The organism is Streptomyces griseorubiginosus (genome assembly GCF_036345115.1).
GTDB lineage: Bacteria > Actinomycetota > Actinomycetes > Streptomycetales > Streptomycetaceae > Streptomyces > Streptomyces griseorubiginosus_C.
In genome coordinates this window covers 3,594,936-3,614,332 of record NZ_CP107766.1, presented here as the reverse complement: position 1 = coordinate 3,614,332, position 19,397 = coordinate 3,594,936, and the positions used below count along the sequence as shown (strand labels likewise).

Annotated in this window: 23 protein-coding genes; 9 read left to right on the top strand and 14 right to left on the bottom strand. The window is 70.4% G+C overall.

Going from position 1 to position 19,397, the window contains the following annotated elements; all coding sequences use genetic code 11:
* Positions 1–29: 29 nt before the first annotated feature.
* From OHN19_RS16130 to OHN19_RS16115, 4 genes are all read right to left on the bottom strand, one after another.
* Positions 30–773, bottom strand: a complete 744-nt coding sequence (locus tag OHN19_RS16130; RefSeq protein WP_123762649.1) for a TetR family transcriptional regulator — start codon at positions 771–773, stop codon at positions 30–32.
* A gap of 11 nt (positions 774–784) precedes the next feature.
* Positions 785–1,279 carry a thiol-disulfide oxidoreductase DCC family protein gene (locus OHN19_RS16125; RefSeq protein ID WP_330264863.1) on the bottom strand — a complete coding sequence of 165 codons (495 nt, stop codon included), beginning with the start codon at positions 1,277–1,279 and terminating at the stop codon, positions 785–787.
* Complete coding sequence (locus OHN19_RS16120; RefSeq protein WP_330264862.1) at positions 1,276–1,671, bottom strand: hypothetical protein; 396 nt, start codon at positions 1,669–1,671, stop codon at positions 1,276–1,278. Before OHN19_RS16120 ends, OHN19_RS16125 begins: the two co-directional genes overlap by 4 nt.
* Before the next feature lie 141 nt (positions 1,672–1,812).
* A complete protein-coding gene (locus tag OHN19_RS16115) occupies positions 1,813–2,223 on the bottom strand; it encodes a VOC family protein (RefSeq protein ID WP_330264861.1) in 411 nt (136 codons plus the stop codon).
* 126 nt (positions 2,224–2,349) lie between these two features.
* Between OHN19_RS16115 and OHN19_RS16110 the strand changes: the two genes are divergently transcribed.
* The 4 genes from OHN19_RS16110 (at position 2,350) to OHN19_RS16095 (ending at position 6,222) form a co-directional block, all read left to right on the top strand.
* Positions 2,350–2,844, top strand: coding sequence for a TM2 domain-containing protein (locus tag OHN19_RS16110; RefSeq protein WP_330264860.1), 495 nt, complete (start codon positions 2,350–2,352; stop codon positions 2,842–2,844).
* Positions 2,816–3,268 carry a DUF2752 domain-containing protein gene (locus OHN19_RS16105; protein ID WP_330264859.1) on the top strand — a complete coding sequence of 151 codons (453 nt, stop codon included), beginning with the start codon at positions 2,816–2,818 and terminating at the stop codon, positions 3,266–3,268. Before OHN19_RS16110 ends, OHN19_RS16105 begins: the two co-directional genes overlap by 29 nt.
* Positions 3,269–3,358: 90 nt before the next feature.
* Positions 3,359–3,751, top strand: coding sequence for a hypothetical protein (locus OHN19_RS16100; RefSeq protein ID WP_330264858.1), 393 nt, complete (start codon positions 3,359–3,361; stop codon positions 3,749–3,751).
* A gap of 2 nt (positions 3,752–3,753) precedes the next feature.
* Complete coding sequence (locus OHN19_RS16095) at positions 3,754–6,222, top strand: DUF4132 domain-containing protein (RefSeq protein WP_330264857.1); 2,469 nt, start codon at positions 3,754–3,756, stop codon at positions 6,220–6,222.
* Between the two features lie 21 nt (positions 6,223–6,243).
* On the opposite strand, the gene OHN19_RS16090 is transcribed toward OHN19_RS16095, so the two are convergent.
* Together OHN19_RS16090 and OHN19_RS16085 are read right to left on the bottom strand one after the other, a co-directional pair.
* Entirely contained in the window at positions 6,244–7,527 is a 1,284-nt protein-coding gene (locus OHN19_RS16090; protein ID WP_330264856.1) for a M48 family metallopeptidase, read from the bottom strand.
* Between the two features lie 97 nt (positions 7,528–7,624).
* On the bottom strand, positions 7,625–8,410 hold the full coding sequence (locus tag OHN19_RS16085) for a hypothetical protein (RefSeq protein ID WP_330264855.1): 786 nt from the start codon (positions 8,408–8,410) through the stop codon (positions 7,625–7,627).
* Positions 8,411–8,576: 166 nt separating this feature from the next.
* On the opposite strand from OHN19_RS16085, the gene OHN19_RS16080 reads away from it, so the two are divergent.
* Entirely contained in the window at positions 8,577–9,521 is a 945-nt protein-coding gene (locus OHN19_RS16080) for a hypothetical protein (RefSeq protein WP_330264854.1), read from the top strand.
* A gap of 25 nt (positions 9,522–9,546) precedes the next feature.
* Here the strand turns inward: OHN19_RS16080 and OHN19_RS16075 are convergent, their stop codons facing one another.
* The 7 genes from OHN19_RS16075 to OHN19_RS16045 all read right to left on the bottom strand — a co-directional run bounded on the left by OHN19_RS16075 (position 9,547) and on the right by OHN19_RS16045 (position 14,805).
* Positions 9,547–9,861 (bottom strand): hypothetical protein, encoded by a 315-nt coding sequence (locus OHN19_RS16075; RefSeq protein ID WP_330264853.1) that lies wholly within the window; start codon positions 9,859–9,861, stop codon positions 9,547–9,549.
* 25 nt (positions 9,862–9,886) lie between these two features.
* A complete protein-coding gene (locus OHN19_RS16070; protein WP_330264852.1) occupies positions 9,887–10,495 on the bottom strand; it encodes a hypothetical protein in 609 nt (202 codons plus the stop codon).
* Between the two features lie 148 nt (positions 10,496–10,643).
* Positions 10,644–11,423, bottom strand: a complete 780-nt coding sequence (locus OHN19_RS16065; RefSeq protein WP_123762660.1) for a succinate dehydrogenase iron-sulfur subunit — start codon at positions 11,421–11,423, stop codon at positions 10,644–10,646.
* Positions 11,423–13,177, bottom strand: coding sequence for a succinate dehydrogenase flavoprotein subunit (gene sdhA / locus OHN19_RS16060; protein WP_030316956.1), 1,755 nt, complete (start codon positions 13,175–13,177; stop codon positions 11,423–11,425). The genes OHN19_RS16065 and sdhA overlap by 1 nt, the downstream gene beginning before the upstream one ends.
* A 19-nt stretch (positions 13,178–13,196) precedes the next feature.
* On the bottom strand, positions 13,197–13,679 hold the full coding sequence (locus tag OHN19_RS16055; protein WP_062023650.1) for a succinate dehydrogenase hydrophobic membrane anchor subunit: 483 nt from the start codon (positions 13,677–13,679) through the stop codon (positions 13,197–13,199).
* Between the two features lie 5 nt (positions 13,680–13,684).
* Complete coding sequence (sdhC, locus tag OHN19_RS16050; protein WP_007384241.1) at positions 13,685–14,065, bottom strand: succinate dehydrogenase, cytochrome b556 subunit; 381 nt, start codon at positions 14,063–14,065, stop codon at positions 13,685–13,687.
* A 191-nt stretch (positions 14,066–14,256) separates the two neighbouring features.
* A complete protein-coding gene (locus OHN19_RS16045; RefSeq protein ID WP_330264851.1) occupies positions 14,257–14,805 on the bottom strand; it encodes a 2-oxo-4-hydroxy-4-carboxy-5-ureidoimidazoline decarboxylase in 549 nt (182 codons plus the stop codon).
* 155 nt (positions 14,806–14,960) lie between these two features.
* Between OHN19_RS16045 and OHN19_RS16040 the strand changes: the two genes are divergently transcribed.
* The 4 genes from OHN19_RS16040 (at position 14,961) to OHN19_RS16025 (ending at position 18,798) form a co-directional block, all read left to right on the top strand.
* A complete protein-coding gene (locus OHN19_RS16040) occupies positions 14,961–16,616 on the top strand; it encodes a glycoside hydrolase family 20 protein (protein ID WP_330264850.1) in 1,656 nt (551 codons plus the stop codon).
* Between the two features lie 122 nt (positions 16,617–16,738).
* Positions 16,739–17,506, top strand: a complete 768-nt coding sequence (locus tag OHN19_RS16035) for a DUF4328 domain-containing protein (RefSeq protein ID WP_330264849.1) — start codon at positions 16,739–16,741, stop codon at positions 17,504–17,506.
* Between the two features lie 85 nt (positions 17,507–17,591).
* On the top strand, positions 17,592–18,113 hold the full coding sequence (locus tag OHN19_RS16030; protein ID WP_330264848.1) for a hypothetical protein: 522 nt from the start codon (positions 17,592–17,594) through the stop codon (positions 18,111–18,113).
* A 76-nt stretch (positions 18,114–18,189) separates the two neighbouring features.
* Positions 18,190–18,798, top strand: a complete 609-nt coding sequence (locus OHN19_RS16025; RefSeq protein WP_330264847.1) for a hypothetical protein — start codon at positions 18,190–18,192, stop codon at positions 18,796–18,798.
* A gap of 56 nt (positions 18,799–18,854) precedes the next feature.
* On the opposite strand, the gene OHN19_RS16020 is transcribed toward OHN19_RS16025, so the two are convergent.
* On the bottom strand, positions 18,855–19,316 hold the full coding sequence (locus tag OHN19_RS16020; protein ID WP_330264846.1) for a DUF1877 domain-containing protein: 462 nt from the start codon (positions 19,314–19,316) through the stop codon (positions 18,855–18,857).
* Positions 19,317–19,397 lie beyond the last annotated feature (81 nt).

Genomic DNA, 19,397 nt, shown 5'->3' with positions numbered 1-19,397 from the left:
GAGAAGCCCGGCGTCGTCGATCGACGTGGCTACGGCTTCCCGCCGGGGTTCGGCATCACCTTCGTCATCCCCGGCAGGAAGTCCGTGAACAGCTCGTGCACCTCCCGTACGAGCGGCCGCAGCACCCGGAAACGGGCCAGTGACACGCCTCGCGCGGTGAGCCGGGCGCCGCGCTCCGCGAGCCGGTAGCTGCGCTCGCGGCCCTCGGTGCGGTCGAAGATCCAGTACAGGACGAGGCCCATCTGGGAGAGCCACAGCAACTCGGGCAGGACGTCCCGGAGTTCCTCGGGCACCTTGGTCTTCGTCGCGCCCCGCAGCACCTCCCGGTGCACCGAGATGGCCTCCACGCGCGCGTGCTCGGACTCGGGCGAGAAGGGGCTGAGCGGGCTGTCGGGATCGGCGGCGTTCTTGAAGAACTGCACCGCGAACTCGTGGTACGGCTGCGCGATGTCCAGCCAGACCTTCAGCACCCCCGCGAGCCGCGCCTCCAGGTCGCTCTCCCGGGCCAGCACCTCCCGGACCGCCACCTGGTGCTCGGCGGCGATCCGGTCGTAGAAGCCCTGGATCAGGTGCTCCTTGCCCGCGAAGTAGTAGTACGCGTTGCCCACGGAGACCCCGGCCTCCTGGGCGATGGCCCGCATGGTCGTCTTGTCGTACCCGCGCTCCTGGAACAGCCGCATGGCCGTCTCCAGGATCAGCGCGCGAGTCTGCTCGGACTTGCTCGAAGCACCGGGGGGAGCGCCCTCGTGGGGGCCGTCGTTGTTCGCAGGCACGACAAGAGAGCCTAACCAGTGGTGCAGCCGGCGCCGTCACAGCCCGGCGGGGTGTGGACCCAGCCCCGGCCGGGGTCGTACGACCAGCCGTCCGAGCGGCGGTACACCTTGCCGCCCCACTGGCCCCCCTGCCACTGCGCGCCGCGCCACTTGGCGGCGGCGAGCACCGCGCCCCTCGCGAGGCGGGCCCCGGAGGGGGTGCTGAGCCGGTGGGCCAGCGGCCGCTGCTCGCGCAGCGCCCACAGGGTCACGATCCAGGCGGCGGTGCCGCGGTAGACCTGGCCCGCGTCGCCGACGACGGTGATCTCCTCCAGGGTGGCGCCGTGGTCGAGCCCGGGAAACCGCCGCCGGGCCTCCTCGGACCCCGCCGGGACCAGCTCCAGCGGCACCAGCTGCGCTTGCCGTACGAGCCAGTCGCGCAGGTGGGCGCAGAGCGAGCACTGGGCGTCGTACAGGACCGTGAGCCGGCGGACCGGGGTGCGGTCCGCCGTGGTGCCGCGGTTCACGCCCGGGCCCAGTCCTGGGGCGCGACCGGCGGTACCTGCTCCCGCTCCATGGCGCCCCGCCTGCGGATCCGGTTGAGGACGTACACATTGGCCAGGTGCATCACGCCGAGCACCAGCAGGACGACGCCCAGCTTGGTGGACAGGGCCTCGAAGATGCCGCGGGTGTCCTCTATGGTCCCGTCGCCGCTGAGGTACAGCGCGACGAATCCGAGGTTCACGAGGTAGAAGCCGACCACCAGGAGGTGGTTGACGGCGTCGGCGAGCTTCTCGTTGCCGCGCAGCACGTCGGCGAGGAAGACCCGTCCGTTACGGCTGAGTGTGCGGGCCACCCAGACGGTCAGGGCGATGCTGACGATGAGGTAGATGACGTAGGCGACGACCGTGCGGTCCATGCGCCTCCCCCTTCTTGAACGCGTTCAAAACGCTGACAGGAGAGACTGTAGACCTGCTTTTGAACATGTTCAACTTGCTTGCGGAGAGGCCTGCGTCACGTCGAGCGTCGGTGTGCCCCGGGCTCTTGGGCCCGACTCGCCTCAGGTCCGCCGGGCGAGCTCCGGGCGCTTGGTGTAGTCGGTGAACCCGAGGACGTTGCCCCAGGGGTCGGCGATCTCGACCGTCCAGCCGGTGGCCACGGAGAAGACGTCGTCGAGCGGTTCGACGCCGGCCGAGCGCAGTTCCCGGGCGGCGGCCCTGGCGTCCTGAACCTCCAGCCATACGCGTGTGGCGGGCCACGGCGGTGGCCGGTGCCCGAGCGCCTCCTCCTGGCGGAGCAGGATCCCGGGCGTCTCGCCGCCGACCTTCAGCAGCGCGATCCCGGCCTCGTCGAGCCGGAAGCCGACCGTGAATCCGGCCCGTTCGTAGAAGGAGACGGCCTCCCCGAGGTCCCCGACGGGCAGCAGCACGTTGTCGAAACCGAGCAGTTCGTACGACTGGTCATCTGACATGTCGTCAGATTAAGCCGGGAGTCACGGAACGGGCTTCTGTGACGCGGTGTCCGTCGGGCATGATGACCGGGCGCATTGTCGTCTTTTCGCGGGTCCTCCCGCTTCGGTCCCCAGGAGCAGTCCCCCTTGAGCGAACAGCAGGGTCACGAGCAGCAGGACCCCAAGCAGGAGCCCCCGCAGGGCTACCCGCACCAGGGCCATCAGCAGCAAGGCCCCCCACAGGGCCCGCCGCCCGGTCCCCAGCCGGGCTACCAGCAAGAGGGTTACCAGCAAGAGGGTTACCAGCAGCAGGGCTACCCGCCCCCCGGCTACCCGCCCCCCGGGTTCCCGCCGCCGGGCTACTACCCGCCCCCGGGGACCTACACGGGCGACCCCAACGCCCCCTACGGCTACGACCCCTACGGGCGCCCGTACTCCGACAAGTCGAAGATCATCGCGGGCATCCTCCAGCTCACCCTCGGCGGTTTCGGCGTCGGCCGCTTCTACCTGGGCAACGTCGGCATGGGGCTCGCGCAGCTCTTCACCTGCGGTGGGCTCGGCGTCTGGTCGCTGGTCGACGGCATCCTCCTGCTCACCGGGAACGACCACACCGATGAACACGGCCGGATCCTCCGCAGCTAGGACGGAGGGCGCCGGGACCGGGCCCCCGGCGCCCGTACGACGCTCCCCGCTGCGCCACCCCGCGGCGGCACCCTCGGCCGTGCTCGCCGCGGGAGCCGCCGGCGCGGCGTACCTGTACCGCACCGACCCGCACGAGCCCGGCCACCTCCTGCCGCAGTGCCCGTTCCGCCTGCTCACCGGCCTGCTCTGCCCGGCCTGCGGCGGCACCCGCATGGTGTACGACCTGATGCACGGCCACTTCACCGAGGCCTGGCTGGACAACCGGGCCCTGCTGCTCGCCTCCCCGTACGCCCTCTACCTGCTGGGCCGTTGGGCGTGGGAGGGCCTGCACGGCCGCCGCTGGCGCCCCACGCTGAGCCCCCGGGCGCAGGTGCTGGTCCTCGCGCTCGCGGTGACGTGGACGGTGGTCCGCAACCTCGTCTAGCGGCCCCGCGACCCGTCCGTTCACAGGGCCGGGGGACCGTCCGCGCACAGGCTCGGGGCCGTTGTCAGTGGTGCCTCGTACTGTCTCGGCATGGGAATCGTGATGTTCGTCGACGAGACGACAAGCGGGAGCCGCAGTGACGGCTGGGGGCTGGAGATCGCCGAGGAGCGGCTCGCCGTGCGGGAGTTGATCCGGCGCCGGGTCTTCCAGGAGGTCGCCGAGTACAACGCGCGTACGCCCGAGGTCTTCCAGGGCCTGGTCCAGCCCGAGGACGCCGAACGCGTCCTGAACGGCTACGCGTTGCGCACCCCCCGCCGCATAGACCCCGAGACCCAGACCGAGCTCGCCCTCAAGGCCTTCGCCGGCAACGGCTTCCTCGTGCTGGTCGGCGACCGCCAGGTCACCGAGCTCGACGAGGAGATCGACCTCGTCCTCGGCACCGAGGTCACCTTCCTGAAGCTCGTCCCGCTGGTGGGTGGCTGACCATGGGCGAGATCCAGAAGTGCAAGGAACTGATCGGCCGCCGGATCGCGGAGGACGACTGGGAGGCCCTCGCCGGCGACCTGCTCAGGGCAGCGGTCACCAACAACGGCAACTGGACCGGCCTGTGGGACGGCGTACTGGACCGCGTGCACAGACTGCCGGCGCAGGCGCGGTCAGGGGTCGCCGACGGCCTCGTGACCCACTACCACTCGGACCAGGCGGGCCCGATCGCCCGGGAGAACGCCCTGATCCTGCTGGGCATCGTCTCCCGCGACCTGCCGCCCCACGACCGCCTCGCCGCGGAGCGCCTCGCCCTGCTCGACGAGATCTCCCGCCAGCACTCCTTCTGGTACGGCGCCCGCTACGAGAACCTCATCGAGGCCGAGCTGGCCGCGGGCCGCCCCATCGCGCCCGCCGTCGTCGCCACCGTCCGCCGCTCGGTCCTGCAGGCCTACCTGAACGAGGACCTGCACCGGACGGTGAAGAAGCTGACCGAGCCACCCCTCAACGTCGGTGAGGCATGGGCCGACCAGGCCCTGCGGGACGCGGCCGACGACTCCGACTGGCAGGCCCTGCTGGCGCACGCCGCCACGGCCACTGCCGCCAGGCCCACCCCCAAATGGGACGAGCGGGCCACCGCCCTCACCGCCGCGCTCGGCCCCGACCGCGTCCGCGAGACCGTCCTCGCCTGGCTCGCCCTCGCCGGCCGCCCCCGCACCTTCGAGCTGGAGCGCGGGCCGTACGAACCGGACGTCAACAGCGCCTACGACCCCTACAACGCCAACGCCCTGCGGGGCCTGGCCTGGCTGCTGTCCCTGCTCCCGCCCCACCCCGACACCGCCCGCGCCCTCGGCGCCCTCGTCCAGACCTCCCTCAAGAAGGTCGCCGGACTCGGCCCCCGCAACCCGAAGGTCGCCAACGCCGGGGTCAACGCACTGGCCCGCATCGACAGCGAGGCCGCCCTCGCCGAACTCGCCCGCCTGGCCACCCGGGTGACGTACAAGAACACCCTGAAGCTGCTCGACGCGGCCCTGGAGGCCCGCGCCGAGGCCCTCGGCCTCAGCCGCGAGGAGATCGAGGAACTGGCCGTCCCCGCCTACGGCCTGACCGAGGTCGGACGCGCGGAGCACCGGCTCGGGGAGGTCACCGCCGTCCTCGAAGTCCAAGGCTCCAAGGCCGTGTTGACCTGGCGCAACGCGAGCGGCAAGCCGGTCAAGAGCGTGCCCGCGGCCGTCCGGCGGGACCATCCGGAGGAGGTGAAGGAGCTCAAGGCGGCCGCCAAGGACATCGACAGGATGCTCTCGGCCCAGAGCGAGCGCCTCGACCGCCAGTTCCTCGCGGACCGCACCTGCTCCTACGCCACCTGGCGCGAGCGCTACCTCGACCACCCCCTGATCGGCACCCTCGCCCGCCGCCTCCTGTGGACCGTCGACGGCACGACCGTCGGCCACGCCGCGGGCGCCCTGCGCACCCTCGCGGACGTCCCCGTCACCGAAGGCACCGAAGTCCGCCTCTGGCACCCGGTGGACCACGCCCCCGCCGAGATCGTCGCCTGGCGCGACTGGCTGGAGCGCCACGGCATCACCCAGCCCTTCAAGCAGGCCCACCGCGAGGTCTACCTGCTGACGGACGCCGAACGCGCCACCGGCACCTACTCCAACCGCTTCGCCGCCCACGTCCTGCGCCAGCACCAGTTCCACTCCCTGGCGGCGGTGCGGGGCTGGCGCAACAAGCTCCGGCTGGCCGTCGACGACGAGGCGCCACCGGCCTCCCGCGACCTCCCCAGGTGGGGTCTGCGAGCCGAGTACTGGATCGAGGGCGACGGCGGCGCGGACCACACGGACATCACCGACTCCGGCACCTACCTGCGCCTGCGCACCGACCAGGTCCGCTTCTACCCGATCGACGCCCCGGAGAACTCGGCGCACTGCGCGGGCGGCGAGTACCGCATGTGGCTGCGCGACGGCGCCGCCCCGGTGGACCCGCTGCCCCTGACGGACATTCCGCCCCTGGTCCTGTCCGAAGTCCTGCGCGACGTCGACCTGTTCGTCGGCGTGGCCAGCGTCGGCAACGACCCGACCTGGCAGGACGGCGGCCCCGGCGGCCGCTTCCACGAGTACTGGACGTCGTACGGCTTCGGAGAGCTCAACCAGAGCGCCGAGACCCGCCGGCTCCTCCTGGACCGGCTGATCCCGAGGCTCGCGATAGCCGACCGCTGCACCCTGGAGGGCCGCTTCCTCCACGTCAAGGGCGACCGCCACACCTACAAGATCCACCTGGGCTCGGGCAACATCCTCCGCACCCCGAACGACCAGTACCTCTGCATCGTCCCGAAGTCCAACCCGGCCGCCCCGCAGACCGGTTACCTGCCCTACGAGGGCGACCGCATGCTCGCGGTCATCCTCAGCAAGGCGATGATGCTGGCGGCCGACACGAAGATCACGGACCCGACGATCCTCAGTCAGCTGTGACCGTGGAGAGGGGCATCATCGTCACAGGTTCCCGTAACCGTCCCTGACCACTTCCCGGGCCAGCGTCTGGCGGACGCCCGCCAGTTCACCGGCGATACGCTCCGTCCGGTCGGCGTCCGCCGTCACCGCGGCGGCCACCGGCGTACCGCTCAGCAGGAGCCGTCGGCGCAGATGGGTGGGCGGGTGGGTGGCGTCGACGCTGTGCCCGCGCAGCGCCCCGACCCGTCGCTGCCGCTCGAACTCGGACTCCGGGACGGAGTCCAGATGGGCGGCGAGCGCCTCCCACAGGCCGTCGCCGTTCCGCTGCCCGCCGCCGCCCGCACCGCGCAGCCGGCGGTTGTTGGTCTCGCGGTGCAGGGTGGTGACGATCGAGTCGGTGACCATGAGGCGGTCCATGAGACCGACCGCGCCCTCGGTGGACCCGGTGCGGGCCGCCGCCGTGTCGGCCAGGTACTCACCGCGCTGGGAGGCTCGCGCGGTCAGCAGTTCGAGCAGCGCCAAGACGCCCGTGATGAGCAGGCGCAGCGGGACGCAGGCCAGGTTGGCGATGGCCTGGATGGCATTGGGGTTGGGCGTCGGCTGGACGTAGTAGAGCCAGGTGTTCAGCGATCCGCACGCGGTGCCCACGACCATGCCGTGCCGGGTGTCGCCGTGCGTGAAGTGACCGAGCTCGTGCCCCAGGAGCGCGATCCGCTGCTGCGGGCTCAGCACCTCCCACAGCGGCAGCCCCAGCGTCAGGAGCCGCCGCCGCAGCCCGAGATGGGTCACGCCGGCATTGGCGTCGACATCGACCACGACGGCGTCCACGCTCCGGGTGCCCATGGCGGCGGCGACCTCGTCGACCAGCGCGTACAGTTCGGGCGCGTCCGCGCGCAGCAGGACGCGGTCGTCGTCGGACAGCCGGTTCAGCCGGGGCCGCAGCGACCAGGCCAGCGCCAGCAGGAACAGCCCGAACGCCATACCGAGCCCGCCCCAGCCGCGGATCACGCCCAGCAGCCCGATCGCGGCCAGGACGAGGGTCAGGCCGTGCACGGCCAGCGCGATCGCGTAGGCGAGCAGACCGGACGCCGTACGCCGGCTCGGCCCGCTCCCGCCCCCGCTGCTCAGCTCGTCGAACAGCTGTCCGCCGTACCGCTGGGCGATCCGGCGGCGCACCCCGTCCAGCCCGCGCTCGGGCCCGCCGGGCCCCTGCGGATCCACGTTCCAGTCACAGGCCGCGCACCACGTGGTGAACCGTCTGTCCGAACGGATCTCCAACCCGCACTGCGGGCACGACGACACGATCTCTTCTTCAGCGGTACGCACCGCTGCCTCCCCCGACCCCCGGCCCCTCCCCAGGGGCCGCTCCACTCATGACCGCCGCAGTGGATCACGCCCCGCGCGGCGACGCAATCCCAAATCCTCAGCCGCCGTTTCCGCACCCGCCCACCCGCCGGGTGCTGAGCGCGATGTCGTCCATGCGGATGTCGTACGACGAAGGGGTCGGGTCGGCCTGGTAGAGCTGCCAGCCCAGCTTCACCTTGTCGAAGGCCGGGAAGACGAAGTCCTCCGCGGTGCCCCCGTGCTCCTTGGTGGACACGGTCAGGTCGGACCGCTCCACGCCGTCGAGATACACGGTGACGCGGTTGTCGCGGGCGTCGAGATGGAACTCGGCGCACTGCCACCTCCCGGCGACGGCCGGCGAGGAGGTCTTCCAGGAGGTCCAGTCCCCGGTGGGCCCGAGATCGGACCCGACGCCCCAGAAGTTGCCGTGGTCGGTCGGCGCGTACTGCCCCCCGAGCGGCCGCACCAGCGTCGGCGAGTCCGCCCCCGAGGCCTCGGCGATGGTCCAGTGGGCCCAGTCCGGAGCGGTGGGAAACCCCCCGACCCGCAGCCGCACCCGCCCCCAGAAGCTGTTGCCGGGAGCGGAGAGCCCGCCGAACACGAGAAAGGCCCGCCCGTTGCCTTCGGTACGGATACGCAGCTCCCGCCCGTGCCCGGTGGCACCGGGCACGACGCTCAGCGTCCCGTTGCTCGTGTCCGCGACCCAACCGTGCCCCTTGCTGACCGGACCGAAGGGCAGGCGGTCGAAGTTCTCCCGGGCCGGCGTTCCGTGGGACGCGGAAGCCGCTGTGGCGGCGGGAGGAAGAGCGAGCAGCGCGGCCGACGCGGCGAATAGCGTGGCGGCGACTTTTTTCAGCAAGGCCATGGGGACAGTCTGCGCCGGAAACCTCTCAAGTCACACCTGTCGCAGAGGAGTTGACCAGCGTTGACCGTCCATGTGTCCTGATCGTGCCGCGACCCGCCCTCGGCTTCGTCCCGCACGGCGATTCATACTGAACAGCGCTCAGGGACGTGCAGGGGGAGGAAGCTTCGTGCGACGGGTGTTGTCGGTGCATTTCGCGCCGTGCGCGCTGTTCGTCGCAGGGGTGGTCGCGCTGGCACGGGCGGGTAGTTTCGCCGGCCGGAGCGACTGGAGAAATGTGTGGCCCCAGCGGCCTGAGGCCACCGTCGGCTTGGTCCTCCTGGTCGTGGTCTGCGCGGCACTGCTCGGTCTGTTGCTGCAGCCGTTCCAGGTGCGTGCCGTTCGTGTGCTCGAGGGCTACTGGGGGCGGTGGCCGGTGACAGCCGCACTGGCCGGCGTGCTGACGGAGGTGCAACGACGCCGGTGGGAGGCACTCCGGGAAAGCGCCGCAGCGCCCGCCTCCGGCGCGGTGGCGACGAGTGTGAGGGCCGACCGAGCGCGTCGGCTGAGCGCACGACCGCCCGCGCATGTCCTGCTGCCGACAGCCCTCGGCAACGCGTTGCGTGCCGGGGAGATCAGGGCCGGTGAGCGTTACGGTCTGTCGACCCTGGCCTCCTGGCCCCGCATCTACATGCAGGTGTCGGACCGGATGGCCGACGCACTCCGTTCGACGCGGGAGGCGCTGGACGCGGCGACCAACCTCTGCTGGTGCTTTCTCGCCCTGTCCGTGATCTCGGCGGCGGCCTTCTACGACGAGCCGGGCCTTTGGTGGCTCTGCGGATGCGGTCTGCTGTTGGCTGCCGTCGCCTACAAGGGCGCGATCACGGCGGCCCAGACGTACTCAGGGCTGATGCACGTGGTGTACGACCTGCATCGGTTCGATCTGGTGGAGGCCCTGCACCTTCGATTGCCCGACGACCCGGACGACGAGGAAGAACTCTTCACCCAGCTCTCGGACCTGTTCGCCGGCCGCGGCAAGCCCGATCTCCGGTACGACCATCGTGCGGGACTGCCGCGCGCGGACCACACCGACGGCTCCGCGGACGCCGAGCACATGGGTCGTGAACCCCGCTGACGGGCCGAGCGCCGGCCGGAGGCCTCTAGGCGGAACCTCTCCTGGTCTGCCGTATCGCCGCCCGGACCCGGTTCGCGACCGTGGTGCCGTGCCTGAGGGCGATGGGGGGCAGATCGGAGTAGACGCATGTGTTCTTGTGGTTCCCGAGTTTCCCGCGTGAGTCCGGAACCTGGCCCTCCGGCACGATGTACGAGGCGAGTGATGCTTCCCATGCCTCCAGTTCGCCCTGCCCGTAGTCGGTCCAGTCGTCCTCGGTGGCGAACAGCAGCTTTTCGCACCCCGGGCAACGCGGGCGGGGATCCAACGGGGGAAAGCCCGGGAGTTCCGTCTCGGTCAGCATGCGAATACTCCGATCTGTATGGCGCCTAGGGCTCTTCGGAATCCTGTCGGATTCCCAGTCGGCGCAGGATACGGCTGGGTCTGTGCGACACCTTCAGTTGCAGAAAGACGATCCAGACACCGTCGATGACAGTGCAGACCAGAACAATGACTGCTGCGGACCAGCGCCACTCGGACTGCATGCTGCATTTGGGCGGAACCAAGGCGGCGGCGATTCCCACGCCCAGCAGAAGCGTCCCACTGTTGAAGCAACGCACCGCCCGGGTGTTGAACTTCTTCCATTTCTCCTGGTCCCGCCTCTGTTCCTCGTGCAGGTTATGCCTGTCGCGTTGCACGTAAGCCGGAGACAGCCAGTTCTCGAGATCTTCGAAGGAGTAGAGGTACAGGCGCCCGTGATAGTTGAACTGAATACTCGCGACGAGCAGCAGGGCTGCGACGACGAGGATCAGGAGTATCGGGCCGGGCCAGCGGAACTCGTCGTCCGCTCCACCGACCACACCGGCCAGGGAAAGAGCTGCCGCCGTCAACAGCGGGGCGGCGATGAACAGAGCCACGGCGTCGGCCTGTCCGTAGCCCCGGGGTTTGGGATTGTTCCAGGGATAGTCCCCTGGCCCTGGATCCTCGTCCTCCTCCAAGCTGCCCCTCCGATGACGTTGGTGGACCCGCGTATCGGAGTGTGAAGCCGGGATGTGCCTTTCGGCATCGGCGCGAACCCGCCAAAAACGCCAGAGGGCCCCGTTCCCGAAGTGACGGAAACAGAGCCCTGAGGTGGAGTGGGGAAGATCAGAAGCGGCGAGTGATCAGGGCTCGCTTCACTTCCTGGATCGCCTTCGTGACCTCGATGCCGCGCGGGCAGGCGTCCGTGCAGTTGAAGGTCGTGCGGCAGCGCCACACGCCGTCGCGGTCGTTGAGGATCTCCAGGCGCTGCTCGCCCGCCTCGTCACGCGAGTCGAAGATGAAGCGGTGCGCGTTGACGATGGCGGCCGGGCCGAAGTACTGGCCGTCGTTCCAGAAGACCGGGCACGAGGAGGTGCAGGCCGCGCAGAGGATGCACTTCGTGGTGTCGTCGAAGCGCTCGCGGTCCTCGGCCGTCTGCAGGCGCTCACGCGTCGGCTCGTTCGTGTCCTTCGTGATGAGGAAGGGCATGACGTCGCGGTACGCCTGGAAGAACGGCTCCATGTCGACCACGAGGTCCTTCAGGACCGTCAGGCCCTTGATGGGCTCGACCGTGATCGGCTTCTCCGGGTTGATGTCCTTGATCAGCGTCTTGCAGGCCAGACGGTTCTTGCCGTTGATCCGCATGGCGTCCGAGCCGCAGATGCCGTGGGCGCACGAGCGGCGGAACGTCAGCGAGCCGTCCAGGTCCCACTTGATCTTGTGGAGGGCGTCGAGGACACGCTCCTTCGGGTCGATCTCCAGCTGGAAGTCTTCCCAGGTGGCTTCCGCCGAGACCTCCGAGTTGAAACGGCGGACCCGGATGGTGACCGTGATGTACGGGGAGTCGGCGAAACCGGGCTCGGGCTCGCCGGCCGCGTCCTTCTTGTCCAGAACAGGGGTTGCCATCAGTACTTACGCTCCATCGGCTGGTAGCGGGTCTGGACGACCGGCTTGTAGTCGAGACGGATCGACTCGGCGCCGTCGTCGCCCACCTCGCGGTACGCCATGGTGTGGCGCATGAAGTTGACGTCGTCGCGGTTCGGGTAGTCCTCGCGGTAGTGACCGCCGCGGGACTCCTTGCGGGCCAGCGCGGAGACCGCCATGACCTCGGCGAGGTCCAGCAGGTTGCCGAGCTCGATCGCCTCCAGCAGGTCCGTGTTGAACCGCCGGCCCTTGTCCTGGATCGCCACGTTCTTGTAGCGCTCGCGCAGCTCCGCGATCTTCTCGACCGCCGTCTTGATCGTCTGCTCGGTGCGGAACACCATGACGTTGGCGTCCATGGTCTCCTGCAGCTCGCGGCGCAGGACCGCCACGCGCTCGGTGCCGGTCGAGTTGCGCAGCGCCTCGACCTGCCCGACGACCAGCGAAGCCGGGTCCTCCGGCAGCTCGACGAAGTCCGCCTTCTGGCTGTACTCCGCCGCCGCGATACCGGCACGGCGACCGAACACGTTGATGTCCAGCAGCGAGTTCGTGCCCAGACGGTTCGCACCGTGGACCGACACGCAGGCGACCTCGCCGGCCGCGTACAGGCCGGGAACCACGGTCGTGTTGTCGGCCAGCACCTCACCCTCGACGTTGGTCGGGATGCCGCCCATGGCGTAGTGGGCCGTCGGCTGGATCGGGATCGGGTCCGTGTACGGCTCGATACCGAGGTAGGTGCGCGCGAACTCCGTGATGTCCGGGAGCTTCGCGTCCAGCTGCTCCGGCGGGAGGTGCGTGAGGTCGAGGTAGACGTGGTCGCCCTCGGGTCCGCAGCCGCGGCCCTCACGGATCTCCGTGTAGATGGAGCGGGACACGACGTCACGGGACGCGAGGTCCTTCATGACCGGCGCGTACTTCTCCATGAAGCGCTCGCCGTCCTTGTTGCGGAGGATGCCGCCCTCACCACGGGCGCCCTCCGTCAGCAGGATGCCCATGCGCCAGATGCCGGTCGGGTGGAACTGGAAGAACTCCATGTCCTCCAGCGGCAGACCCCGGCGGTAGACCGCCGCCTGGCCGTCACCGGTCAGCGTGTGCGCGTTCGACGTCACCTTGAAGAACTTGCCGCATCCGCCGGACGCGTAGATCACGGCCTTCGCCTGGAAGACGTGGATCTCACCGGTCGCCAGCTCGTACGCCACGACACCGGCCGACTTCTTGACGCCGTCGACCTCGGTGATCAGCTGGTCCAGGACGTAGAACTCGTTGAAGAACTCCACGCCCTCCTTCACGCAGTTCTGGTACAGCGTCTGGAGGATCATGTGGCCGGTGCGGTCGGCCGCGTAGCAGGACCGGCGGACCGGGGCCTCGCCGTGGTTGCGCGAGTGACCGCCGAAGCGGCGCTGGTCGATCGTGCCGTTCGGGGTGCGGTTGAACGGCAGGCCCATCTTCTCCAGGTCGAGGACCGAGTCGATGGCCTCCTTCGCCAGGATCTCGGCGGCGTCCTGGTCGACCAGGTAGTCACCGCCCTTGACCGTGTCGAAGGTGTGCCACTCCCAGTTGTCCTCCTCCACGTTCGCCAGCGCGGCGGCCATGCCGCCCTGTGCGGCGCCCGTGTGGGAGCGGGTGGGGTACAGCTTGGTCAGCACCGCGGTGCGGCTGCGCTTGGTGGACTCGATGGCCGCGCGCATGCCCGCGCCACCGGCGCCGACGATGACGGTGTCGTACTTGTGGATCTTCATGATTCTCGCAGCCCCGTGCCTAGCGGATGTTCGGGTCGAAGGTGAAGATCACCAGCGTGCCCAGCAGGATGGTGAACACCGTGGCCGTGTAGAGCAGGCCCTTGAGCCACAGCCGGGTGTTGGCGCGCTCCGCGTAGTCGTTGATGATCGTGCGCAGACCGTTGGCGCCGTGCAGCATCGCGAGCCACAGCATCAGCAGGTCCCAGACCTGCCAGAACGGGGAGGCCCAGCGGCCGGCGACGAACGCGAAGCCGATCTTGGAGACGCCGCCGTCCAGGACGAGCTGGATCAGCAGGTGCCCGATGACCAGGACGACCAGCACGATGCCGGACAGCCGCATGAAGAGCCACGCGGCCATCTCGAAGTTGCCGCGGGTCGAGCGGGGGGTCTTCTTGGTGCGCTTGCGCGGAGCCTCGATCAGCGGCGCCGGGTTGTCGACGCCGTAACCGGAGGAGCCCTCCACGGGGCCGATGCCGGAAGCGGTGGTTTCAGTGGTCGCCATCGGTATCAGCTCCCGAAGAGTTCACGAGCGGCGTGGCCGAGGACGGGGTAGATCGCCCCGATCATGAGTACGACCCACAGGCCGACCACGGACCAGAGCATCTGCTTCTGGTAGCGCGGGCCCTTCGACCAGAAGTCGACGGCGATGACGCGCAGGCCGTTGAGCGCGTGGAAGAGGATGGCGGCCACCAGGCCGTACTCCAGGCACGCGACGAGCGGGGTCTTGTACGTGGCTACGACCTTGTCGTAGTCCTCGGGGGAGACACGGACGAGAGCGGTGTCCAGCACGTGAACGAACAGGAAGAAGAAGATGAGGACGCCGGTGACTCGGTGAGCCACCCAGGACCACATTCCTTCCCGGCCGCGGTACAGCGTTCCAGCCGGCACGGAAGTCCCTCCGGGAGCGGGGATTGGGGCCGCGCCGGCTTGGTCTGTCGGTCGGGCCCGGCCGGGTACGGTCCACCGGCCCCCAGCATGCTATCCAAGCGGTGGCTGAAGCCTTACGGGGGGCCTACCGGTGTGATCGAAGTGGCACGCGGATGGGTGAGCCTTGGCGGCATCTGGGGTGGTCTCAGCTGTTATGTGCCGGGTGCGCCGCCGTGTGGGCTTGTCGCGCAGTTCCCCGCGCCCCTCAAGCACGACACCAACCGTTGCCTCGCCAGGCGACGTAGCTCCTCCGCCGCCACCACCCGCTCCTCCTCCGGATCGTTTGTCAATCGTGACCGGATGCCTGCCAGGACGTGATCGAGGGCCTCGGACGGAGGCAACCCGTCCAGGCAGATCACGAAGGCGTGGCCGAAGCGGGCCTCGTAGGCGGCGTGGGCCGCGTCGAGAGCCATGTGGGCGGCGACATAGGCGCCGTCCGGCAGGACCGGGAGCGTCTCTCGCGCCAGTGCCTCCGACAGGTCCGCGGGCGTCAGGTCGTAGGCCGCCTCGTCCGACGCGGCCAGCAGGGCCTCGACGGTCGGGTAGGGGCGGTGGGCCGCGATGCGGTCCGCCCAGCGCAGGCTGCGGAGGCAGTCCAGCAACAACCCCCGGGCCTCGTCGGGCGGGGCGGTGTTGAAGGCGTCCAGGACGGTGGGCAGGGACGGTATGGCCACTCGGCCAGAGGTATGTGTGGGCGTCACGTGTGTTTCGGCAGGGGAAGCTGTGAGCGATGTGACGTCACGTTATCGAGAGTGGACATGACCTGTCCGACGGATGCCCGAATTTCACCCGCAAGGGAGAGTTTCGGAACGGGCGGTGGACGCGTCCGTTCCCCCGAGGCCCTAGCGTGGAGAGTGTGAGCCAGCACAGGAAGCGACCGGAGAAGCAGACGAGGGGGCTGATCGCCGGGGCGGTCGCCGTGACCGTTGTGGCCGGGGTGGGCCTCGGGCTGTGGGCGGGGAACGACGACAGCGCCCCCGCCGGGTCCGCGCGGACGCAGCCACAGGCACAGGCGGAGCAGCGCTCGACCTCGCCGTCCGCCACCTCGTCGAGCCCGAGCCCGGCCCCCAGCCCCGCCCGCTCGTACCCGCTGTCCACCACTCCTCGCACCATCCCGGCCGTCCGTGCCCACACCCCGGCGCGCGGCCCCGGCTGGCGGCCCGCCGCGGGGCTGCGCGTGGTCGTGAACGACGCCGGCCTCGCCGACGAGGGGCGTCTGGTCGCCGGTGAGCTGGGGCTGACGTACGCCGGGAAGAAGGACGACGTGCGTGCCGGGGACGTCCGACTGGCTGTCGACCACGGCAAGGGCGCGGCCCCGGAGTCGTACCGCATGACCGTGCGCGGCGGGCGGGTCGACATCAGCGGGCCGGACGACGCGGGTGTGTTCTACGGCACCCGCACGCTCAAGCAGGAGGTGCACGGGGGCGGTACGGCGCCGGAGGGCGTCGTACGGGACCAGCCGGCCAAGCCGGTGCGGGGGTTCTTCCTGGACATGGCCCGCAAGAGCTTCACGGCCGGCTGGATCGAGGACCGGGTCCGGGAGCTGGGTGACCTGAAGTACAACCGGCTCCAGCTGCACTTCTCCGACGACCAGGGGTTCCGGATCGCGTCCGACACGCACCCGGAGATCGTCTCGGAGCAGCACCTGACCAAGGCCCAGGTGCGGAAGATCGTCGCGCTCGCGGCCCAGCGGCACATCACCGTCGTACCGGAGATCGACTCGCCCGGACATCTGGGCGCGGTCATCGCGGCCCACCCCGAGCTCCAGCTGCGCAGCGCGGCGGGGCGGACTCCGCAGGGGACGATCGACATCTCCAAGCCCGCGGCCGCCGCGATGGTCGACGACCTGCTGAAGGAGTACGCCGACCTGTTCCCCGGCGCCGACTGGCATCTCGGCGGGGACGAGTACCGGGCGCTGATGGTGTCGAACCCGGCGGCGACCTACCCCCAGCTCGCCACCGCCGCCCGGAAGGCCTACGGCGCCGGCGGCACGGTCGCGGACCTGACGACAGGGTGGCTCAACGACCGCGCCGACACCGTCCGGGCCGCGGGAAAGACGCCGCTTGCCTGGAACGACGGCTTCTTCCGGGGGACGTCCGTGCGGCCCGCCGGCGACATCCGGGTCGCCTACTGGACGGGCAAGGAGATCGGCGCGCGGCAGCCGGTGGAGTATCTGAGCGCGGGCCGCAAGGTCGTCAACTACAACGACGAGTTCCTCTACTACGTCCTCGGGCAGCCCAACAAGTTCTTCTATCCGAGGGGTCAGCGGATCTACGAGCAGTGGACCCCGCGCGTCGTACGCGGCACGACGGCCGTCCCCTCGAAGTACGACGGCCAGATCCTCGGCGGGTACTTCGCGGTGTGGTGCGACTTCCCGAACGCGCAGACGCAGGCCCAGGTCGCGGCCGGCGTCCGGATGCCGCTGCGGGCGACCGCCCAGAAGCTGTGGGACCCGGGGAAGCCCGCCCTGACCTGGACGCAGTTCAAGGCGCTCGGGGACCGGCTCGGCTGACCGGCCGGGAATTCACGGTGGACGTACGGGGCCGGCGAACCGTATGTTCCGCATGCCGCGCGTGAGGCTCTGGGGAGAGGCCGCGCGGTCTGCCGCTCATCCACATCACGGGGGACCCCGCCATGCTCTGCACGCGCTGCCATCACTTCGAAGCGGCACCGGACGGTGTCCTGTGCACCTCGTGTGCCACACCCGCCGGCTTCGCGGCCCCGCCGGGCGCGGGCACGCCCAAGGTCTGGCTGCGCTCGCCGGTCGGGCTCGGGTGGGCCACGGTGGCACTGCTCGGGCTGGCCGCCGCCGTCGACCTCTTCGCCCTCGTCGCGGACTTCCTCCGGTACGACGTCACGGGCGACCTCGCCGGGGGCGACACCGGAGCCGCGGCACTGGACCGGGCCGACGTGTCCGACGTGCTGACCTCCCTGGCGGCCTCCGCGCAGATGGCCGTGCTGCTGGCCTGCGCCGTCGTCTTCGTGATCTGGCTCTGGCGGGTGCGGGTCAACGCCGAGGTGTTCGCGCCGGACGGGCACCGCAAGGCGCGCGGCTGGGTGATCGCGGGCTGGGTCGTGCCGTTCGTGAGCCTCTGGTACCCGCGCCGGGTCGTGCTGGACGTCTGGAACGCGAGCAGCCCCGAGGACCGGCCGAGGGGGCACGCGCTGGTCAACGTGTGGTGGACGCTGTGGCTGCTGACCAACGTCATCGGGCGGTTCCTGGCGAGCATGGCCGGGGAGGCCGACACCTACCAGGAGGTCCACGACACCGCGTTCCAGCTGCTGTTCGCCGACGCCGTCGACCTCGTCGCCGCCCTGGTCGCCGCCGTGATGGTGCTGCGGCTGACCCGCATGCAGGACGAGAAGGCCCGCCGGGGACCGGTGGTACCCGTCGCCGTCTGACGGATTTGGTCCATCCTGCTGCGAACTGCCGTACGAATGTGGTGTATTCGGGCCCGAACCGTACCGAGCAGCCGGGGGGACCGGGATGGGCTACTGGGGTTACTTCGTCGTGGGCCGCGGGGAGCGGCCGCTCGCCGAACGGGACGCACTGGCCGGCGCGGAGGGCATGGTCCTGCGCGAGTCGGCGCCGGGCGGATGGCAGGTCTGGGAGTACGCGAGCGGCGAGGGCGGCATCGGCAGCATGAACTCCCTCGCCGTGGAGACCGGTTCGCCCGCGCTGTTCGGATACGTCATGGACAGCGCGTCGGTGGTGGTGGAGGCGGCGGGGCCGGAGAGCGGGGGCTGGACGACCTGTCTGGCGCGCGGCGCCATGGCCAGGTTCATCGGGTCCGGCGGCGCCGGCGATTCCGGTGCGGACGGGCTGACCCTCGAGGACTACTTCCTGGAGCCCCGGGACGCGGCCGCGCGGGCCGTCGCGTGGGCGGCGGAGGCGGGGCACGCGGTGGCCGAGGAGCCGCTGCTCGACGTCCTGAGCTCCGACCCCGACCCGTTGGCCGAAAACCTCTTCTTCCGTATGCTCGACCGGCTCGGTGTGGTGCCCCTGTGACACTCCCGGGCCATCGCGCGCAGTAAGGGGAAGTGCGGGTTCCGTTAGGGGATACCGCTCGGCGAGGGAGGCGTGGATGAGTCTGGTGGAGCTGATCGGCCAGGCCGACGAACGCGGACTGGCCGCCAGCGGGTTGGCTTGTTTGGATCGCTGTGTACCGCTGCTGGGCGGCGACGACGAGGCCCTGCGCCCCCTGTGGGCCGACCTCGCGACCGACACCGGCGACCCCGGACAGTGGGCCGGACTACTGGACCAGGTCCGCGGAAAGCTGGGCGGCACAGGTGAGTTCGGGCCGGGGGGAGAGCCCGGAGCGGACGACTCCGCCGACGGCGCCGGGGAGGACGAGGCCGTGTCGCTGGCCCGGCGGATGCTGGACGCCGCGCCGGCCGAGCGGTCCGGTGCCGGGGTGCGGGAGTGGGCCGACGCCTGCTCGGTCGCCGCGCTCCGGATCCACCAGCTGCTCGACCCCCTGAAGGACGCCGCCGACTCGCTCGACGCCCACCGCGAGGGCCGTACGGAGGGCATGTCCCCGCTCGTCGCCGCCGAACTCCGCCGCCAGGTCACCGTCCTGGAACTCCTCGCGGGCCACGGCCCGGCCGGCCTGCGCCCCGCCCTGGAGGTGTGCACGGAGGGCCGCCGGGTCTTGCGCGCGGTGGTGTCACGGAGGAGCCGGCGGCGGAGGTGAACGGGGACGGAGGGCCTCGGTCAGCGGGCACGGAGGGGGTGGGGGCGGGGCGCTGCTCAATGGACCAGCCATTTGACGACCGCGTCCCCGTACCGGGCCGTCTGGCCGTAGAACGCCGTCAGGTCCCGGTGCGCGGCCGCGAACACCCCCCGCGCCTCCCGCTCGGCGCACGCCCCGCCGTATCGCGGCAGCAACTCCTCGCGGGCGAGCCGCCACAGGGTCTCGAAGTCGGCGGCTCCCAGGTACGACGAGACCTGGTTCGCCCGGGCCGCGGTCAACAGGAGGAAGGGCGGCTTGTCGCGGTCGCCGGGGTGGACCGGCAGTCCGCCCAGGACCACCTCGGCGCCGGCGTAGAGGAGTTCGTGGTCCAGGTAGGACTTGTCCAGCACCTCCTCCCGATGGCGTCCGATGCGTTCGCGTACGGCGTCCCAGTCGTCCTCGAACAGCCGTTGCAACCAGTTGGCGCTGTTGCGCAGGGCCGAGGGCGGCACCGCGCGCAGATGGAAGTAGTCGCTCATCAGAGACAGGAGCGCACCGGGGCGCCGAAGCGTCACTCTGTCGTCAACCTCGCTCCCGAGAGGGTCCTGTGACCGTCCGGC